This is a genomic window from Alteromonas sp. NFXS44, from assembly GCF_040148705.1.
GTDB lineage: Bacteria > Pseudomonadota > Gammaproteobacteria > Enterobacterales > Alteromonadaceae > Alteromonas.
Map to the genome: position 1 here is coordinate 271,643 of NZ_JAGDEA010000008.1, position 16,607 is coordinate 288,249.

General features: G+C 49.1%; 9 protein-coding genes. 1 reads left to right on the forward strand and 8 read right to left on the reverse strand.

Going from position 1 to position 16,607, the window contains the following annotated elements; all coding sequences use genetic code 11:
* Nucleotides 1–376: 376 nt before the first annotated feature.
* From J3369_RS12265 to J3369_RS12290, 6 genes are all read right to left on the reverse strand, one after another.
* Nucleotides 377–1,270, reverse strand: a complete 894-nt coding sequence (locus tag J3369_RS12265) for a LysR family transcriptional regulator (RefSeq protein WP_349587211.1) — start codon at nucleotides 1,268–1,270, stop codon at nucleotides 377–379.
* A gap of 78 nt (nucleotides 1,271–1,348) precedes the next feature.
* Complete coding sequence (locus J3369_RS12270; protein ID WP_349587213.1) at nucleotides 1,349–2,629, reverse strand: GDSL-type esterase/lipase family protein; 1,281 nt, start codon at nucleotides 2,627–2,629, stop codon at nucleotides 1,349–1,351.
* Nucleotides 2,630–2,631: 2 nt separating this feature from the next.
* Nucleotides 2,632–5,556 (reverse strand): glycoside hydrolase family 31 protein, encoded by a 2,925-nt coding sequence (locus tag J3369_RS12275; protein WP_349587215.1) that lies wholly within the window; start codon nucleotides 5,554–5,556, stop codon nucleotides 2,632–2,634.
* 40 nt (nucleotides 5,557–5,596) lie between these two features.
* Nucleotides 5,597–7,291, reverse strand: a complete 1,695-nt coding sequence (locus J3369_RS12280) for a DUF5597 domain-containing protein (protein ID WP_349587217.1) — start codon at nucleotides 7,289–7,291, stop codon at nucleotides 5,597–5,599.
* A gap of 95 nt (nucleotides 7,292–7,386) precedes the next feature.
* Nucleotides 7,387–10,245, reverse strand: a complete 2,859-nt coding sequence (locus J3369_RS12285; RefSeq protein ID WP_349587219.1) for a TonB-dependent receptor — start codon at nucleotides 10,243–10,245, stop codon at nucleotides 7,387–7,389.
* 61 nt (nucleotides 10,246–10,306) lie between these two features.
* Nucleotides 10,307–12,757 carry a glycoside hydrolase family 95 protein gene (locus tag J3369_RS12290; RefSeq protein ID WP_349587221.1) on the reverse strand — a complete coding sequence of 817 codons (2,451 nt, stop codon included), beginning with the start codon at nucleotides 12,755–12,757 and terminating at the stop codon, nucleotides 10,307–10,309.
* A gap of 321 nt (nucleotides 12,758–13,078) precedes the next feature.
* Here J3369_RS12290 and J3369_RS12295 point away from each other — a divergent pair, with 321 nt between their 5' ends.
* Nucleotides 13,079–14,260, forward strand: coding sequence for a helix-turn-helix domain-containing protein (locus J3369_RS12295; protein ID WP_349587224.1), 1,182 nt, complete (start codon nucleotides 13,079–13,081; stop codon nucleotides 14,258–14,260).
* A 25-nt stretch (nucleotides 14,261–14,285) separates the two neighbouring features.
* Here the strand turns inward: J3369_RS12295 and J3369_RS12300 are convergent, their stop codons facing one another.
* Nucleotides 14,286–15,368, reverse strand: coding sequence for a GDSL-type esterase/lipase family protein (locus tag J3369_RS12300; protein WP_349587226.1), 1,083 nt, complete (start codon nucleotides 15,366–15,368; stop codon nucleotides 14,286–14,288).
* Between the two features lie 103 nt (nucleotides 15,369–15,471).
* A complete protein-coding gene (locus tag J3369_RS12305) occupies nucleotides 15,472–16,602 on the reverse strand; it encodes an efflux RND transporter periplasmic adaptor subunit (RefSeq protein ID WP_349587229.1) in 1,131 nt (376 codons plus the stop codon).
* Nucleotides 16,603–16,607: the final 5 nt, after the last annotated feature.

Below are 16,607 nucleotides of genomic sequence, written 5' to 3' on the forward strand. Positions count from 1 at the left end.
CCTCATTTTTTTGTGGTGGTAACCTGTTGTTAACAATTTACTGTTTTGTATCACAGTCTCAATTGATATTAATGGCATGAGTTAATGAATAAAGCTCATAAATAAAATACGTCTTTATCGCTTTGTTCTTTTGAGAGTTCAGACGGATTAATCTGAAAAATTCATTACTGCTTTCACAATTCATCACTAATACTTCAAACCAGTACACGCTAGTGTAGTTAACAATTTGTGAAACGTCTCAATACAGGAGTCATGATGTCAGATAACCCGGTTAAACCAGAGAACACAGGTCGTCGCCAATTTATGAGAACCGCGTCGATGGCCACTGGTGGATATACGCCCTGATGACGCGGCCTTAACTGATAAGTAAGCCAGTTTACTCCGGCTTTTCTCTCATCGCTTCTACAAACAGAGAAAATGCCGGAGAATACTGACTCCGGTTGGGGAAGTAGAGGTAGTAGCCCGGGAATTCATCACACCATTCATCTAAAACACGTTCCAGCCGGCCAGCTTTAATATCTTCCAGCACCATGCCTTCCGGCAAATAAGCAATACCCACTCCTGCTAACACAGCATCATGAATGAAAGTGGTTTTATTCGAGGTAAATTGCCCTTCAACCCGCACGTTTACGTCGTGGCCATCTTTTTCAAAATCCCACACCAGCAGCCGTCCGTAGGTTGGCAAACGTAAATTAATACAGTTGTGATCTGACAAGTGGCGGGGTTCAGCAGGCTTCCCCGCTTTTTCGAAATATTCCGGTGTGGCCACCACCGCCATGCGAAGCGGCGGCGAGATGCTCACCGCAATCATGTCTTTTTCTACACTTTCTCCCAGGCGGACGCCCGCATCATATTTTTCCGCCACTATGTCAGTCAGGGAATAATCTATAGAAAGTTCGATATTGATATCCGGATACTTCACCATAAAACTGCGGACTTTGGGCCAGATGACGGTGCGGGCCGCATGTTCTGCGGCTGAAATTCTGATGGTACCGGCAGGCTTATCTTTCAGGGCGTTCAGTGAATCCAGCTCGTTCTCAATTTCGAGTAATCTGGGCGCCACGGAATCGTACAATTTTTTACCGATTTCAGTGAGGGACACACTACGGGTTGTGCGGGTAAGCAGACGTAAACCCAGCCTTTCTTCAAGCCCCTTTATGGTATGACTTAACGCAGATTGAGAGACGGATAAACGCGCCGCTGCACGGGTAAAACTTTCTTCCTCGGCAACGGCGGTAAAAGCAATAAGATCGTTCAGTTTTGTTTTCATAATTCAGATAGTTATCCGGAATTAGCTGGAAACCTGCAAGACCCGAATTTTAGCACAAAACCGTGTTTTCTCTTATCGTTATTTGTCCAAATTTTCCTTTTTCAGCGCAGAAAACCAGGGAACAAGCGCCTGTGCCCAAAGCCGGTATCCGGCTTCATTCGGGTGGAGTAAATCGGGCATAATATCTTTACTCAATATATCGTCTTCGCTCAAAAAAACATCGTTTATATTGGTATAATGAACGCCTTTTTCTTTAGCAAGATGTGCCAGAAGACCATTTGTTTTCTGATTATTAATCCGTTCGGGAGACATGGCATTTTCTCCCCTGGGAAATATGCCGGTAAGTAAGACAGCACTGTCCGGCATTTTCTGCTTTATCCGGTCAATAATGTTACTTACCCCACGGGCAATGTATTCCGGTGGATCCATCCGGTGACCCGTATTGTTGGTGCCGATCATCACAACCGTGATGGCCGGCGACAGGCCGTCTAATTCACCCTGTTCAATGCGCCAGAGCACATTTTCGGTTCTGTCGCCGCCGAAACCCAGATTTAACGTGGTAACATCCGGAAAATACGCTTTCCAAACCGTTGCGCCCTTGTCTTCCCAGCCATGGGTAATTGAGTCGCCAATGAGCACAACCTCTGGCCGGATGATCTGCTTTTCTGCCAGTTTCTGGTGATGGCGCTTCATCCACCAGTCATCAGCCCAAAATGCACGCAGCGGGGCCGGCGTAATACTTTGGGTATCCTGATCCGGACACAGGATATTTCCCGGCTCATTCGCGGTAATTTTCACCCCTGACACGGCAATATCACCAGAACCATAAAAGAATAATCTGAAAGGCTCATCCACTTTTGTAAAGTCGGCAAATTTGCCGGAAAAACACTTAACCGGGATGCTAACGTGCTGCCATCCTGCACCTTTCCATTTTACTGCGTCAGGCCATAAATCGACGACATAGTGGCAGTTCTCACCACAATCTATGCCCGCCTGCAACCCGGCCTTGCTGACATCGTCTACCCTTAAGTCAAACGTCAATGCTGCCGCTTCCGGTTGAGGTATCAGATTAAGGTTAACAGGGCTATTCACTTTAAGATAAGCCCGTCCCTCCCAGGCTTCAGTGAACACGATCCTGCTGACCGGTTGTCCGGCCGGATGGCTACTTTCCTGTGTAACGGTCACTCCGGGGATCTCAGTGGTGAGGCCGGATACCGCCACGCTCTCACCGCCGTTTTTTATTTGCAAATCGGATAACGAAAAGGTGACTTCTTCCGGTACTTCATGGGTGTCGGCACTCCTTTGCGCCGCACAGGCACAAAGGAGCAGTACCCCGCTATGACAAATTAACGTCCGCATGGTTACTTCGTCCGTTCTACAGTAAGGGCGTCCCCGGAATAAGTGACAGTGACGTCCGGCTTCGCTTCGTAATCCAATAGTGTTTCACCTTCGGAAATAAACCTGACATGCCAGGTACGGGAAGTGACCATACTATCAAACTGCCCTTCACGTTTGCCGATGGTGAGCTTACCTTCACTGTCATCATACTCAATGCGGGTGTACGAATACGCCCCGTTCTCGTAGTCGTATGACTTGCCGTCATCGTGATAGAGTTCAAATTCGCCGTCAGCACCGGTAAATACGTTTATGGTATAGGCGCCATCCGGCTTATCGTAAACATATTGAATGGCTTCACCCGCCGGAATAATTGATCCGGCTTTTACGTACAACGGCATTTGCGTTAACGGCGCACTCGCCGTAATCGTTTGCCCTCCCTGATACGTTTCACCGGAGTAAAAGTCGTACCAGCTCACGCCTGCGGGCAGATAAACATCCCGTTCCCGCGCCTTGTACTCATACACAGGGTTAACCAGAATGGCCGGCCCGAACATGTAGGCATCATCGATATCCTGCGCTTTTTCATCTGCGGGAAAATCCATCACCAGACCGCGCATCAAGGTACCGTCTTTATGGAACATGTCCCCTGCCTGCGAATAAATATACGGCATCAGGCGGTAGCGTAATTCGATGGTGGAAATCAGTGCGTTATACACTTCCGATCCTTCATCGGCCAGATTAAACACTTCCCGGAAAGGGTTTTGGCCGTGGGAGCGGAACAGTGGCACAAATGCGCCGAACTGGAACCAGCGCATATTCAGCTCCTGCCATTCCTGCTGATATTGTTCAGCCATTTCACTGTAATGACCCACAACCACATCGCCGTTGTAACGATAGTGATCTTCCGGTGTGAAGCCACCGATATCCATGGTCCAGTTCGGCATACCGGACAATCCTGTACCTACACCGGCAGCAATCTGCTCCTTAAGATTTGACCACCGCGGCACGGTGTCTCCGCTCCAGATGGCACTGCCCGTGCGCTGAATACCGCCGAAACCGCTACGGGTAAGAATAAAACTGCGCTTGTCAGGATCTGACTGCCGCTCACCTTCATACACGCCTTCGGCATTTGCCAGCGCATAGGAGTTAAAATACTCAGCACCCGAACCTATCGCCAGCGGCGTCATAATTTCTTTGCGTTTGGTATACGACAGGTTCGAATGGATGTCCGGCTCGGATGCGTCCAGCCACCAGGCATCAATGCCGAGCACATTCAGATTTTCGTCTAATTGCCGCCAGAAAATTGCCTGTGATTCTTCAGGGTAAGGGTCGTAAAACCCGTTCAGATAACCCTTCCCAATCCAGTCCAGATTGCCCTCCTGCTCCACGTTCTTATTCAGCATGTAGCCTTTGGCATTCAGCTCTTTGTAATTGTCAGTTGTGCTGTAGAATTTCGGCCAGACGGAAATCATAATATTAGCGTTTAGTGCATGAACTTCGTCTATCATGCCTTTAGGATCGGGGAAACGGGCCAAGTCGAACTTATGGCTTCCCCATGCATCTTCCGGCCAGTAAGACCAGTCGAGCACAATATTATCAATGGGGATCTGCTTTTCACGGTAGGTATTCAGCGCCCCTAACAGTTCATCCTGCGTCTTGTAACGTTCACGACTTTGCCAGAATCCATAGGCCCATTTTGGCAGCATCACGGCTTTGCCGGTAAGTTTGCGGTAACCGCCTATTACCTCGTCGGTGTTGTCACCGGCTACGATGTAATAATCCAGCGACTTACCGGTTTCTGATGCCAGCGACAGGCTGTTCTCATCGGCCTTCGATTGAGGATTATTGTGTAACAGACGGAAGTATCCGCCCTGCGAATCCCAGTCGACTTCAATGTCCACCTTTTCACCGGCGGAGAGCGTCATTTCAGTATTGTGAAACCAGGGATTCCAGTTCATCCGCCACCGGTCCAGCAGCTTTTCACCGTTTATGGTCAGTTTGGCATAGCCGCTGGAGTACATACGGAACTTGTGAAGTCCGCTTTGCTTCGCGCTTATCTGCCCTTTCCACACGACCCGGGGCTGGCTGACATCACCAAGCTCTGCAGGAAACGGTATTTCCCTGGTGGTGTTGTGAGCAAGAAACTGATAATCAAGATCAGCTTCTGTGCGTTTAAGCAGCAATTTGTCTTTATCGTAGTAATACGCGGTTAATCCCCCGGCGTTGCCGTCTTCATCATAAAGGGCAAAGCCTGCGTTAAGTGGCGCTGACTCCACCGGGTTTCCGAATCGTGTAATGGCCGCGTTGTCCCATAAAATCCCGTAATGTTTGGTTGAGACCAGGAAAGGGATAGAGATTTGCAGGTTATGGGTGCTCAGCTCAACATTATCTCCGGCGTGATTAATACGGCCATCCTGATGCTGCCCTAACCCGTAAAACCCCTCATCTGAGCCGGTATTCCACTGCTGGTGAATAGCAAAATTGTACTTACCGGCACCGGCAGGATCAGCGGTAACCGGCGCAAATTCGCCGCTGTTCACACTCTTCAGCAATACCTCTCCGGCACGATTTTTTACCACCAGATTACCGTCAGTCAGCGATACTGAGGCTGTCATAGCGGGTGTAGACAGAATCACCGAACCGGCTGATTCTTTGATATCGTATGGGGTATTCCCCGCAGAGGCAGTCACCATCAGGCTCTCTGCAACCCGACTGAAATCGTCGTGTGGCAGCGCCGTGACGCGGATGATTCCTTCATCAAATACTTGTAAGCGCACGGCTTTAGCCTGCCCCTGAGCAGGCAAAACAAGCAGGCCGTGTTCTGTCGCCTGATAGCTTCCCGCGCGAACAACTTCAGCAGTGCCGGTACTGTTTTCGCACCCGCCGAGTACGGTTGCTGACATGAGCGCGACGGCCACACTGGCTGCAATTCGGTGTATTTTTTTCATGGTGTTATTCCTTTTACCTTTGTTCATAGTTGCAAGGTATTCATTCTTGCCAGGTGGTCATTTTTACTTTGAGAATATGCGGCTCATCGTTGAAGTTAAGTCCCCAGTCAGTTTGATCGCCATTCCAGACGCGCTCAAATATCCAGTTACCTTGATCATCAAAATGGCCTTCTTCCACCCTTTCAATCATTACAGGGAGTGATGCGATTTCTTTTGACGGTGTAAAGGTGACACGTGCACGCAGCGCAGTGACTAAAAACTCGTCGTCGGATAATTTAGCGATAAGTGCGCCGCCGGACGCCGGATGATTGCCTGCAGGCGGGTCGATCCAGAACATAGGTCGTCCGTAGGAAACTTCTGCATCCCAGTTTCCGAGATCCAACTGCTGACTGTAGGCGGGAGACTCTCCTTCTGCTTGCGACACATTGGCATTCCACACTTTTTCATCTTTTGACGAGTCGTAAGGCTCTGCGACTCCCCAAACCTGGTGTTCAAGACTGAGCGTTGCCCATACGCCGGACCATGACTGCATCAGCCCGTATATTTCAGCAAAAGGAGCAATGGTGTCGTCGTTAACGGTTTTCGCGCCCAGAGGATAATTAGCATAACCGGTGTAATCCATGCCGAATGGCGCAAACCCGATCCCCTGATGCCCCAGGGTACTGAAAAAATAGCGGGCATAGGGCTGGTCGTTACCAATCTCTGCCACAAATAAAGGGTTATCTTCACGGCTGTACAATTCCAGCACACGCTTTACCGTTTTATGATCACGAAAATAAATATCCGGTGAAATCATATCAATGTGCGGGGCACCGGCTTTCCAGACGTCGATAACATTGTCAGTGGGGCCGCCCATGGAATAGCCCGTGCCGGGATTGAAAGGATTTCTCAGCGCCACATTAACGTTCATGGGCAAAGGTTTAATGGCTTTACCGGCCTGTGCAATCTCATCGACGTAACGGGCAATAGACCAGGCATGAAAGGTTTCATCAGCGTCATCACCGAATACCTCAGCCCATGTACCAGGCTGTTTGTTCATCCGGGCCAGTAACGTGTCAGGGACAGGCTGATTAAAAAGAGAATTTGCCAACGGGGAGTAATCACGTTTTGAGCCGTAGGTGCCGGTTTCATTTTGCACCTGTACCATGATGACCTGATGAGCCGGATCATTATCACGCAAATATGTCATCAAGGCTTTAAAGGCGCGCTTGTCAGCGGCCAGCGTCTGTTCGCCGTGAGGCGACAGAGAGTTCAGGGTTCGCCCGTCGCGTGTGATCACTCTGGGGAAACGCTGATTATTCAGTTTGATCCAGGCCGGCGCGTAATGAGGCGCGTTGTTTTTCCAGGTGGCAAACCACAGCAATACCACTTTTACTTCCCGTTCTGCGGCCTGTCGGATCAGGACATCAAGGTAGCTAAAATCAAACTGCCCCTCTTCCGGTTCGATTTGCTCCCAAGCAACCGGAATACCCAGGGTGTTAGCATGCATGGCATCAACAACCGGCCACACTTTATCCAGCGCCGCCGGATAATTAGCGGAATTATTCGTTTGCGCACCCAGCATCAGAAAAGGCTTACCGTCAACGAGAAAGGCATGGCGGCCGTTTTGAGTGACCACTTGAGGTAAGTCGTGCCGGGAATGAGAAGCTGCGGCGGGCTTTACCCCCGCACTCTGGCAGGCACTTAGCGCATACATTGCACAAAGAAGAAGACCTGCAAAATAATAGATTTTCATAGTGTCCAAATATCAATTCAGGGTTGGGAAAAGCGTTACACTGCACCGGCAGGAAAAACCAATACAAAACCGGTGCAGTGCGATACGCGCGGGTACTAGAAATTGCCCCGCAGGGACAGCGCATAACGGATATCGTTCACGTGATAAGCACTGTAGTGATTACCCGGGCCGTTCTGACGCATCTCATTTTTGGTCACCGCATCATTGAGATTGTTAGCTTCCAGAACCACAGCGTAATTGTCGTTGATACGGTATGTCACAGAGCCGTCCAGATAAGCAGTCGCCGCATTGAACAGCGGTAAGCCATAAGTGATGCCATTTTCCGTGCCAGTGAAACCATTTGCATTAGTTGCAATTAAAAACTCATCCCGCCAGTTGTAGGCCAGGCGCGCGGAAAACGGACCTTTCTCGTACATTAATACCAGGTTTACCGCATTTTCCGACAAGCCTCTGAATGGCATGTCGCCGTAGCCGGAACCGTCTGTATCCACCGGCTGAGAGCTTGAGTCAGCATCAATTTCACTGTCTATCCAGGTGTAGTTCATTTGCACGCCGAAACCGTCGAAGGGAGCCGGGAGTGAAGAGAAAAAGTGATTCAGAGAAAGCTCGACACCCGTGATTTCAGCATCAGCGCTGCTGACTGGCCAGCTGGCATTATAGGTATAACCACCAAATTCAACCTGAGACAATTGGGGCACCTGATAGCCGGAAATATCTTTAGTAAATAACGCTACATAGGCTGAACTGTCTTCGGCGTAATACCATTCAAGAGACACATCAAACTGGTTGGACTCCATAGGGTCGAGATATGGATTTTGTGTGGAGTCCAGTGTCAGCACGTAATCTTCCACTTTAGGCGGATTACCGGCATTCTGGCTGGCCTCTCCTGCACTGGATAAATTCGCGTTCAGTACAATATTGGCGCCTAAATCTGCAAAATTTGGCCGCGCCATCGCTTTGGCGGCAGCAAAACGCAGAAGCAAATCATCGGTCAGTTCTACTTTTACGTTTAAGCTGGGAAGCCAGTTACTGTAATCATGCTCCGCATCCATGGCGGTGAAAGCACCGTTACCAAACAGCGCATTGTTCGGATATTGCAGATAACCATGAGCAGTATTTTCGGTTTTAACGTAACGCACGCCCACATTGCCCGACACGGGTTTGCCCAGTGCGTCAGTAAAGAAATCGAGCATCACATAGGCGGCGGCCGTTTCCTCTGTCTGGTCATTGGTATACTGATCATCATTTAAATCACGGCGGTTCCAGTACGCCCATGAAGACCAGTCTGCATACACGAACCGGTCCTGTAACGCCTGAAAACTCTGCGGATAGCCAAACGCAAAACTGGCATCAGGTGCATACACGTTTGCCGGCGCCGGCACATCACCACCAAAGAAGTTATCAAAGGAGTTCAGATTCAGCTCACTGACATCAGGGACAATATTCTCCTGGCCTTCCACAATGGCAGCTTGTAACCAGCTTGGTGCTAACGGACTCCAGTTATAACCGGTATCGGCGTTATCAGATGATGTTTTACTGTAGCGGGCGCCAAACTTCACTGCTTCGAAGAAACCGTCAGATAAAAAGTACTGAATATCAATATCTGCCGCAGTCATATCCGCCTGACGGTCGTACTGATTATCCATGATGAAATTCCAGACATAGTTGTCCGGGTTTCCCAGATAAGAAGCATCTGATGTCACAGTGGGCAAGCTGCCGGTTAAATCGACATCTATGTAAGGTACGCTAATCTGTGTGGCCACCGTGTTATCAAGCCCTGCAGAATCAGAACTTACCCGCTGCAGCGAAGTTTCCACCAGAAATTGCTCACCGGCGTAGCGGTAACGCAGCGCGATATCTTCCGTTTTCGCCTGCTGGGAAGAGGCCCTGACATCGGCCCCCATGGGAATACCGCCTTCCTGTACCAGCCGTCCTTTTTCCAGTACGCCGCTGTCACTGAACTGTGCACCGCTTTCCACCTGCACACCATAGGGCCAGTTATCTACGAATATGGCATCCTCATTCCACTGCATATCGTAGTCGCTGGAAAAGTATGTCAGGGTAAATTCGTGTTTTTCAGACGGAGCATATTGCAGGGCCGCATAAGCGCCGTTACGTTCGCGGTTAAAATACATGGTACGCCAGTCTGCACCTCTGGGCACATAGACCGTTGACCCTTCGTATCCGGCAATGTCATCACGGTAGAAAAAAGGTCTTACGTACATGGAATCGTTACGGGTAGACAATTCAGAGACGGCAATATCAAACAAAAAGCCGACTTTACCGGCAGAGGTATCCCAGTTATTGGAATATAAAAATGAATAGCCCGGCTTGGTTTCTTTTATCACATCGCCATAGTTGGCACTGATATCAAACGCGATTTGCTGACCGTCGCGGTGAAAAGGCAGACGGGTCTCCAGATCGATGGTACCGGCAAGGCCGCCTTCGATCTGATCCGCCGACGGACTTTTATACACATTCACTGCATTTAACAGTTCAGGCGGCACATCACCAAAGCTCAGCGTCCGGCCCCCGTCAGCACTGAACGTTCCCCGTCCGTTCAGTTCCGACCGGACCTGGGTAAGCCCGCGCACAATCACGCCGTTACCTTCCACCGAGAAATGTTCGGGATCACCTAACGACATGTATCGGTCGATAGCAACCCCCGCCACCCTTTGTAAGGTTTCAGTGATACTGCGGTCAGGCAGTGCACCGATGTCATCGGCACTGATCCCGTCCATAATTTTATTGGAATTCATTTTAGTTGCCTGAGCAGAAATGACGCTGGCCCGCATGCCTTTTACTTCTATAACTTCCAGCGCCTCACTGTCTTCTTCCTCAGTGTCAGTCTGTGCCAACCCTGTGACGGGACAGGCCAAACCTAAGGATGCCAGTAGATATGCGGTAAGTTTTGCGTGCTTAAACTGTTCAAGTCCTGAATGTGTAGTTTTCATATTTTAAAAGTCCATGTTGCGTTGAACCATGCCACTATGCACCTCTTCGTGGCTATTGTTTTTACTCTGCAGCAGAAACGGCATACTCCTGCTGCGCTGAGGTGGTGAAACTAATGACGCCCTGCTGAGGCGAAGTAAAAGCAACGTATTTTCCGTTAGCTGTTACTATAATCTTGTCGTCAAAACTGTCACAACGAATGCGGATTTCGCCGTCTGTGAAGGTTTTAATAATTGCAGTATTCAGGCGCCCGTCAGACCATTCCATACTGACTTCACGATTCCCCCGCGCCTTGAGGCCGGTGACTCTGCCCTGCTCCCACGCTTCGGGCAGCGCTGGCAACAAATGCAGTTCACCTCTGTGACTTTGCAGCAGCATTTCCGCAATACCAGCCGTCGCCCCAAAATTACCGTCGATCTGAAAAGGAGGATGAGAACTCCAGAGATTGCTTAACGTGCTGTCCCGCAATTGTGTCTGCAGCAATTTAAGAGCACGGTTTCCGTCTGCCAGGCGGGCCCAAAAGTTAATTTTCCAGGCACGACTCCAGCCTGTGCCGGCATCACCTCTTGCGTTTAGACTTACCGCAGCGGCTTTCGATAAGGCCGGTGTATCAACCGGTGAGATATGATTACCCGGATGCAATGCAAACAGGTGGGAGATATGACGGTGGCGATTTTCGTTATCATCAATATCCTGACGCCATTCCTGCAACTGACCCCGGGCGCCAATCCGCAGACCGTGCTCAAGCCTTTCAAGTGCGCTCTTCAACGCAGCGGCAAACTCTTCGTCGCCAACCTGTTCTGCAAGTGTTAGCGTGTTTGCAAGCAGATCCGTCACGATTTGCTGAGACATAGCCGCACCGGCAGTAAAATCACCATGTTCCGGAGAATAAGAAGGAGAAATCAGTAGCGTTTCTGAATCCGCGCTCTTAACCATGTTGTCCAGCCAGAACTGACTGGTTAATTTGAGAAGCGGCCAGGCCCGTTCTTTCAGGAAGCTTGTATCAGCATTGAATGCGACTTCTTCATAAAAATGTCTTGCTATCCATGCAGCCGCCTCCGGTTGCCAAAATGCGGTGGGCCAGTCAATTAAACCCGTTGACCCCCAGGGATTGGTATTCAGAAAGACCACCCAACCTGCTGCACCGAATAAGCTTCCGGCGGCTTCCCGTCCGGGTATAGTGAGGTTCTCTACAAAATCGAACAGCGGTGGCAGTGTTTCGGGCAGGTTTGTGGTGTGAGCCAGCCAGTAATTCATCTGTAAATTGATATTCAGATGATAGTCAGCACTCCAGGGAGCCTGAATGTCTTTATTCCAAATACCCTGCAGATTAGCGGGCAGCGAGCCCGCTCTGGATGAGGCAATTAAAAGATAACGACCATAGTGAAAATACAGACTTTCCAGCGCGCGGTTTTGTGCCTCGTCATCCGACGGATAAGCTTTGAGCGCTGCTTTCAGTTCACCGGTTTCACCATCACTAAGGTCCAGTTTGACGCGGTTAAATAAAGGCTGATAATCGTTTAGGTGGCGGGTTAGAAGCTCATCAAAAGAGAAGTTTCGAAGATGAGAGAGTTGCGAGGTGACTTTATCTTTTGCATGTCCCAGCCGGTAATCCGGGTGACGTAATGCATAATTGGTGGCCGCGGTAAGCAGAATAGTCACGCTGTCAGCGTTTCTCACGCTGAATTCTGCGTCTTTCACATCTGTGGTGCCACCCTCATGCAAAATACGCATGCCGGCTGCAAATTCAAGCCCGTTGTCTGTTAATGCTCCGCTGTAGAGTAACGTATCCTGACCGCTCCCCTCTGCCGACCAGGTTCTGTTTACAGGAAAGCGTAACTTGCCGGATACGTTCAGCGCGCCTTTTTCAGATGCCGTCAGCCTGATGACAATGCTGTTGTCGGGATAAGTAACAAAATAATCTCTTTTGTAGTCAATTTTGTCTGCGGAATAACTCACTGTCGCCACAGCCGTTCTCAAATCAAGGCTGCGATGGTAATCGTGAATTTCCCCCGTCATGTCAGGAAACGACAGCACCAGATCAGCGAAGCTCTGATAGCTGCCATAGTCCGGCTGCTGATGACCCAGTTTGCCAGCCACATACTCAGGTGACAGCGAGCCTTTTTCTGCAATCTCTTTGACGACGGCTTCTACCTGCTCAGCAAAACCGGATGTATCGTAAGGTAAGCCGGATTGATACGGACCGTTTTTGCCGGGACCGCCTGTCCAGAGTGTTTTTTCATTAAACTGAATAACATCTTCTGTTACACCACCGGCTATGGTTGCGCCGAGTAAACCATTGCCCAAAGGAAGAGACTCAGACTCCCAATCTTCGCCGGGAGAATTAAAAACAAGAACTGCATGTTGGTTAATAGCGGTTTTATCCGGAGGGCTGACCGGCGAATTCTGCCCGTAGCTTAGCGGCGAACCGGACGCAAAAAAGAAAGCGATGGCAACGGCGATAAGCAGATGACCATTGTTTACTTTTTCTTTAAAGGCTTTTGCTTTTTTCATTTTATTTGCCAGTAAACCCAAAACATAAAAGTTACCTTTGAACACGTATCGCTTTCATGTTGTTACCACGATCGGGATACGATGTTTGTTTTTTGTTAATGACGATAAAACTAATGAGAATGCGGGTCCGGAGATATCTGAAAACGCAAAAAAGCTAGCAATGTGCAAAAAATAGAAGAAATTGTGGCAGAAAATATAACTATGTTTAGCATGTAAATATTCTTACATGTCGCACCCTTGCGCTCATTGACGAATGGTTGTGAGTTTGATTATATAAACCTATCCCTATTTGCAGACTGGCACGTGGTTACAACGGAAAGTATGTTTGGCTACCATAAAAAAGTTATTTATTCGTTAACGGCATACGCTATTTTCGCCGTAATACTGGTAGCCATTGCATATCATCAGTCTTTCCCCGAAGAGTCTCTGCTTCCCCGCGCCGCTGAGGAAAACAAACTGAAGTGGAAAAGCCTGACTTACGATGATTCCCAGGAAGGTGGCGCATCCACTATTTCGGTTATCGATGACGGGTTCAGTTACACACTCAGCATGTTACTGAACGAACAGAAAGACTATCCCTTTGCCATGGGCGAAATGCTGTTTCTGAACAGTCAGGGACAGCCTGATCTCGTGGACCTGAGTCCGTTTGATACCTTGTCGTTTATGGCAAAATGTTCACCGGAAAGTACCCTGACCTTCTCTTTATTCACTCTCGATAAAAATGCCAGCAAAATTGATGATGCAAGGTCTGATCGTATTTCCACCCGGTATTTTCACTGTAAAAGTGAGTGGCAGCGTTACGACATTGATATCACCCGGCTGGAAACACCGGAATGGTGGTACAAGTGGTATAATCAGGCGCTCAGTGAGCAGGAATACAGCCTGGCAAGAGTAAAGAAAATTTCATTTGGCAGTTCCATTCAGAGTCCGCTGAATGTGCAGTCCACCATCAGTATCCGCGAAATTGTGTTTAACGGTAAAGACTGGTCTTACTTATATACTTGCGCTGCTATTTTACTTGCCTCAGGTGCAATGCTGGTCGCATGGCTGTTTAAAGCCCACAGCAAATATCTGATGAAAGAAGTGAAAAATAAACTTCAGAAGGATCGGCCGTTAATTGACTGCGAACACCTTTCACTGGAAAACCACAGAGACAAAGATAAAACGGCCATTTTGAAATTCCTTGCCAAAGAGTACGCAAATCCAGGGCTAAATCTGGAGTTTATTGTCCGGGCGTTAGGCATTAACCGGAATAAAATTAACGACATTCTGAAAAGTGAGTGCGGGTACACGTTTTCAACCTATTTAAACAAGTTGCGGCTGAACGAAGCGGCACGCCTGCTGACGGAAAACAAGGACGCCAACGTTTCTGAAATCGCATACTCGGTAGGTTATAAAAACGTGCCCTATTTCAATAAGCTTTTCAAAAACGAATACGGATGCAGCCCCGGCAATTTCCAACATGGAAGTGACCATTTCCACGCCAAAACGGCATCCGGATAAACGGATCCGCGAAATCGCAAATACGTTACCAGTTCATCATTTCTTTCAAATAATCCGTCAGCTTCGCGGCATTTTCTCTGTGTTGTTCCACACGCGGATGAGCACCGTAACCCGTAAAATCAAAGACCAGGTTATGGACTCTTTGCCCGTCTCCGGGTAAATCAGGTGATGCTTTAATTGCATCAACAGCACTGGCAATGTAATCCGGCCACACGCTGGTTTTTGTTGCATCCATACTGCCGATAGCGCACACGAACTCAGCATCAGGATGATGCTTCAGCAACGTGCGGATGAATTCTTCATAGGATTTTTTGATCTCCTCGGGCCCGGCGTTTAAACGCTTTTCGTTTTCAATCAACCAGCGATCATTCTGGCCGAGATTGACCACCACCACATCCGGTTGCCAGTCATCAAAATGCCATGAAGAGTTGTTGTTACTTTCCGCTGTAAGCTGGTCATAATATTCCGGCATCGTAAAATCAAACCAGCTGATCATAAAGCCAATACCGCTTTTCGCAATTGAATGGAATTCCGCATTGAGATGCCGGGCTGTGATAGCCGCATAGGAAAGATAGTGATTTTTCTCAGAAGGCTTATTATCCGGGTCATTATGGGCAGCTTCATTGCCCATGCCGACGGTAATCGAATCGCCATAAAACAGGATGCGTCTTGACGGCGGCACCGGTTTTGCCAGGAGCTTCCCGCCGTCTGCCAATGTCACGCCCTGAAAATAGGTTCCGCCTTCTTCACCTTCAGTACGTTTAAACAGTGTCACTTGCGTTGTATTGTTGCGTACCCTATGACTCAGATCGTACTGATGCAGTCCCCTTTGCGTATGAATGACATAGGGTGAAATGTCCTGACCATTAAAAATGATGTTGTAATAATTCCTGCCGGTTTGATCGTCTAACGCTAATATCAATTTTTTGCCGGAGAAAGAAAAGGTAACACTGTTACCCGGCCAGCTTAAAAATGCTCCCTGCTCTGTGTAAGCCACTCTGCCAGAGTAAGTAAACCCGTCATTTGCAGAAGTGACGAAACGATCAGCGAAAGCCCGTACAGGGTTAAACAGTATGAAAAAAAGAAACAGAAGGTGTGAGTAACGCATTGTTGTAAGTCATTCCCTTAGCGACTGAGAAATACGAAATACTATCGTTACCCGCATCGACTTACCATACACAACCACTCACATCCCGTTTTAGTTTCTTATTTTAACCCTGCTGCCCGTTTACCACGCGAACCAGGTCACCATTTTCAATGCCATCAGGTGGATTGGTGATCACCCGGTCAGTGGCATTTATCCCGCTGGCAATTTCAATATCGCGGCCTAAATCTCTGCCGGGTTCAATGGTTTTAAGTGAAACAGTGGTATTATCGCCGGCACCGGACACAGTCGCCACAGATAAGCCGTTCGCGTTAAAAATTAAAGCACTCACGGGGACGGTGAGCATGGCTGCATTAGCCGGTAAAGGCAATTTGACACTGGCATAGCCCCCCGGCAATAAACTGTTATCCTGATTATCGAGCATTAACTGCACAAGCATGGTTCCGGTCAGGCGGTCCACCGCTGAGTTCGAGCGCACCACTTCCGCCTCATAACGGCTTCCCGGGCTTTCCGGTACTGACACCTGAGCCTGAGTACCTTTTTGGATTTGACGGGCAAATTTTTGCGGCACCTGAACATTCAAACGCAACGGGTGGGTTGAGGCCAGCATAAACAAAGGCTCGCTTTCATCCGAACCGGCATTAATAAGATCGCCAATATCCTTATTTCTTGCCACCACGACACCATCAAAAGGCGCAGGGATCATGGCTAAATCTTTTTGTACCTGCAAACGATTAACATTGGCTTTGGCTGATGCCAGCTGCGCCTGTGCAGCGCGGTAACTGTTTTCACGCTGCTCCAGTTCCTGAGCAGTCACGGCATTGGTCGCCACCAGCTTTTTCCATCTGTCCAGCGTTGACCGGGCAAGAGCAACATCAGCGCTGAACCTGTCTACACCGGCCTGCGCCTGGATAAGCTGCTGATCCAGCTCTGGTGTGTCGAGCTCTGCCAGCACTTCGCCTTCTGATACAAGCGCGCCGATATCGTGATGCCACTCTTTCACATAACCGTCCACACGGGCATAAATAGACGCCTGTTTAAACGCCTGAAGCCGTCCGGCAAGGGTTAACGACTGTGTTGCCTCGCCGGTTGCCGGCTGCGTCACGGAAACAGCCGGGATCAAACGCGCCTGCGTCCATTCAGCGACCTGTTCACTGTTCGCCTGACGGCTCATGATCCCCGTTACAACAACAATGGCGGCTACCAGCAGTAAACCAATAAATGCAATTTTTCCCATAACCG

Coding starts and splice junctions, on each gene's coding strand:
- J3369_RS12295 (WP_349587224.1), top strand. CDS start 13,079: ATGTTTGGCTACCATAAAAAAGTTATTTATTCGTTAACGGCATACGCT.
- J3369_RS12285 (WP_349587219.1), bottom strand. CDS start 10,245: ATGAAAACTACACATTCAGGACTTGAACAGTTTAAGCACGCAAAACTT.
- J3369_RS12280 (WP_349587217.1), bottom strand. CDS start 7,291: ATGAAAATCTATTATTTTGCAGGTCTTCTTCTTTGTGCAATGTATGCG.
- J3369_RS12300 (WP_349587226.1), bottom strand. CDS start 15,368: ATGCGTTACTCACACCTTCTGTTTCTTTTTTTCATACTGTTTAACCCT.
- J3369_RS12275 (WP_349587215.1), bottom strand. CDS start 5,556: ATGAAAAAAATACACCGAATTGCAGCCAGTGTGGCCGTCGCGCTCATG.
- J3369_RS12290 (WP_349587221.1), bottom strand. CDS start 12,757: ATGAAAAAAGCAAAAGCCTTTAAAGAAAAAGTAAACAATGGTCATCTG.
- J3369_RS12270 (WP_349587213.1), bottom strand. CDS start 2,629: ATGCGGACGTTAATTTGTCATAGCGGGGTACTGCTCCTTTGTGCCTGT.
- J3369_RS12265 (WP_349587211.1), bottom strand. CDS start 1,270: ATGAAAACAAAACTGAACGATCTTATTGCTTTTACCGCCGTTGCCGAG.
- J3369_RS12305 (WP_349587229.1), bottom strand. CDS start 16,602: ATGGGAAAAATTGCATTTATTGGTTTACTGCTGGTAGCCGCCATTGTT.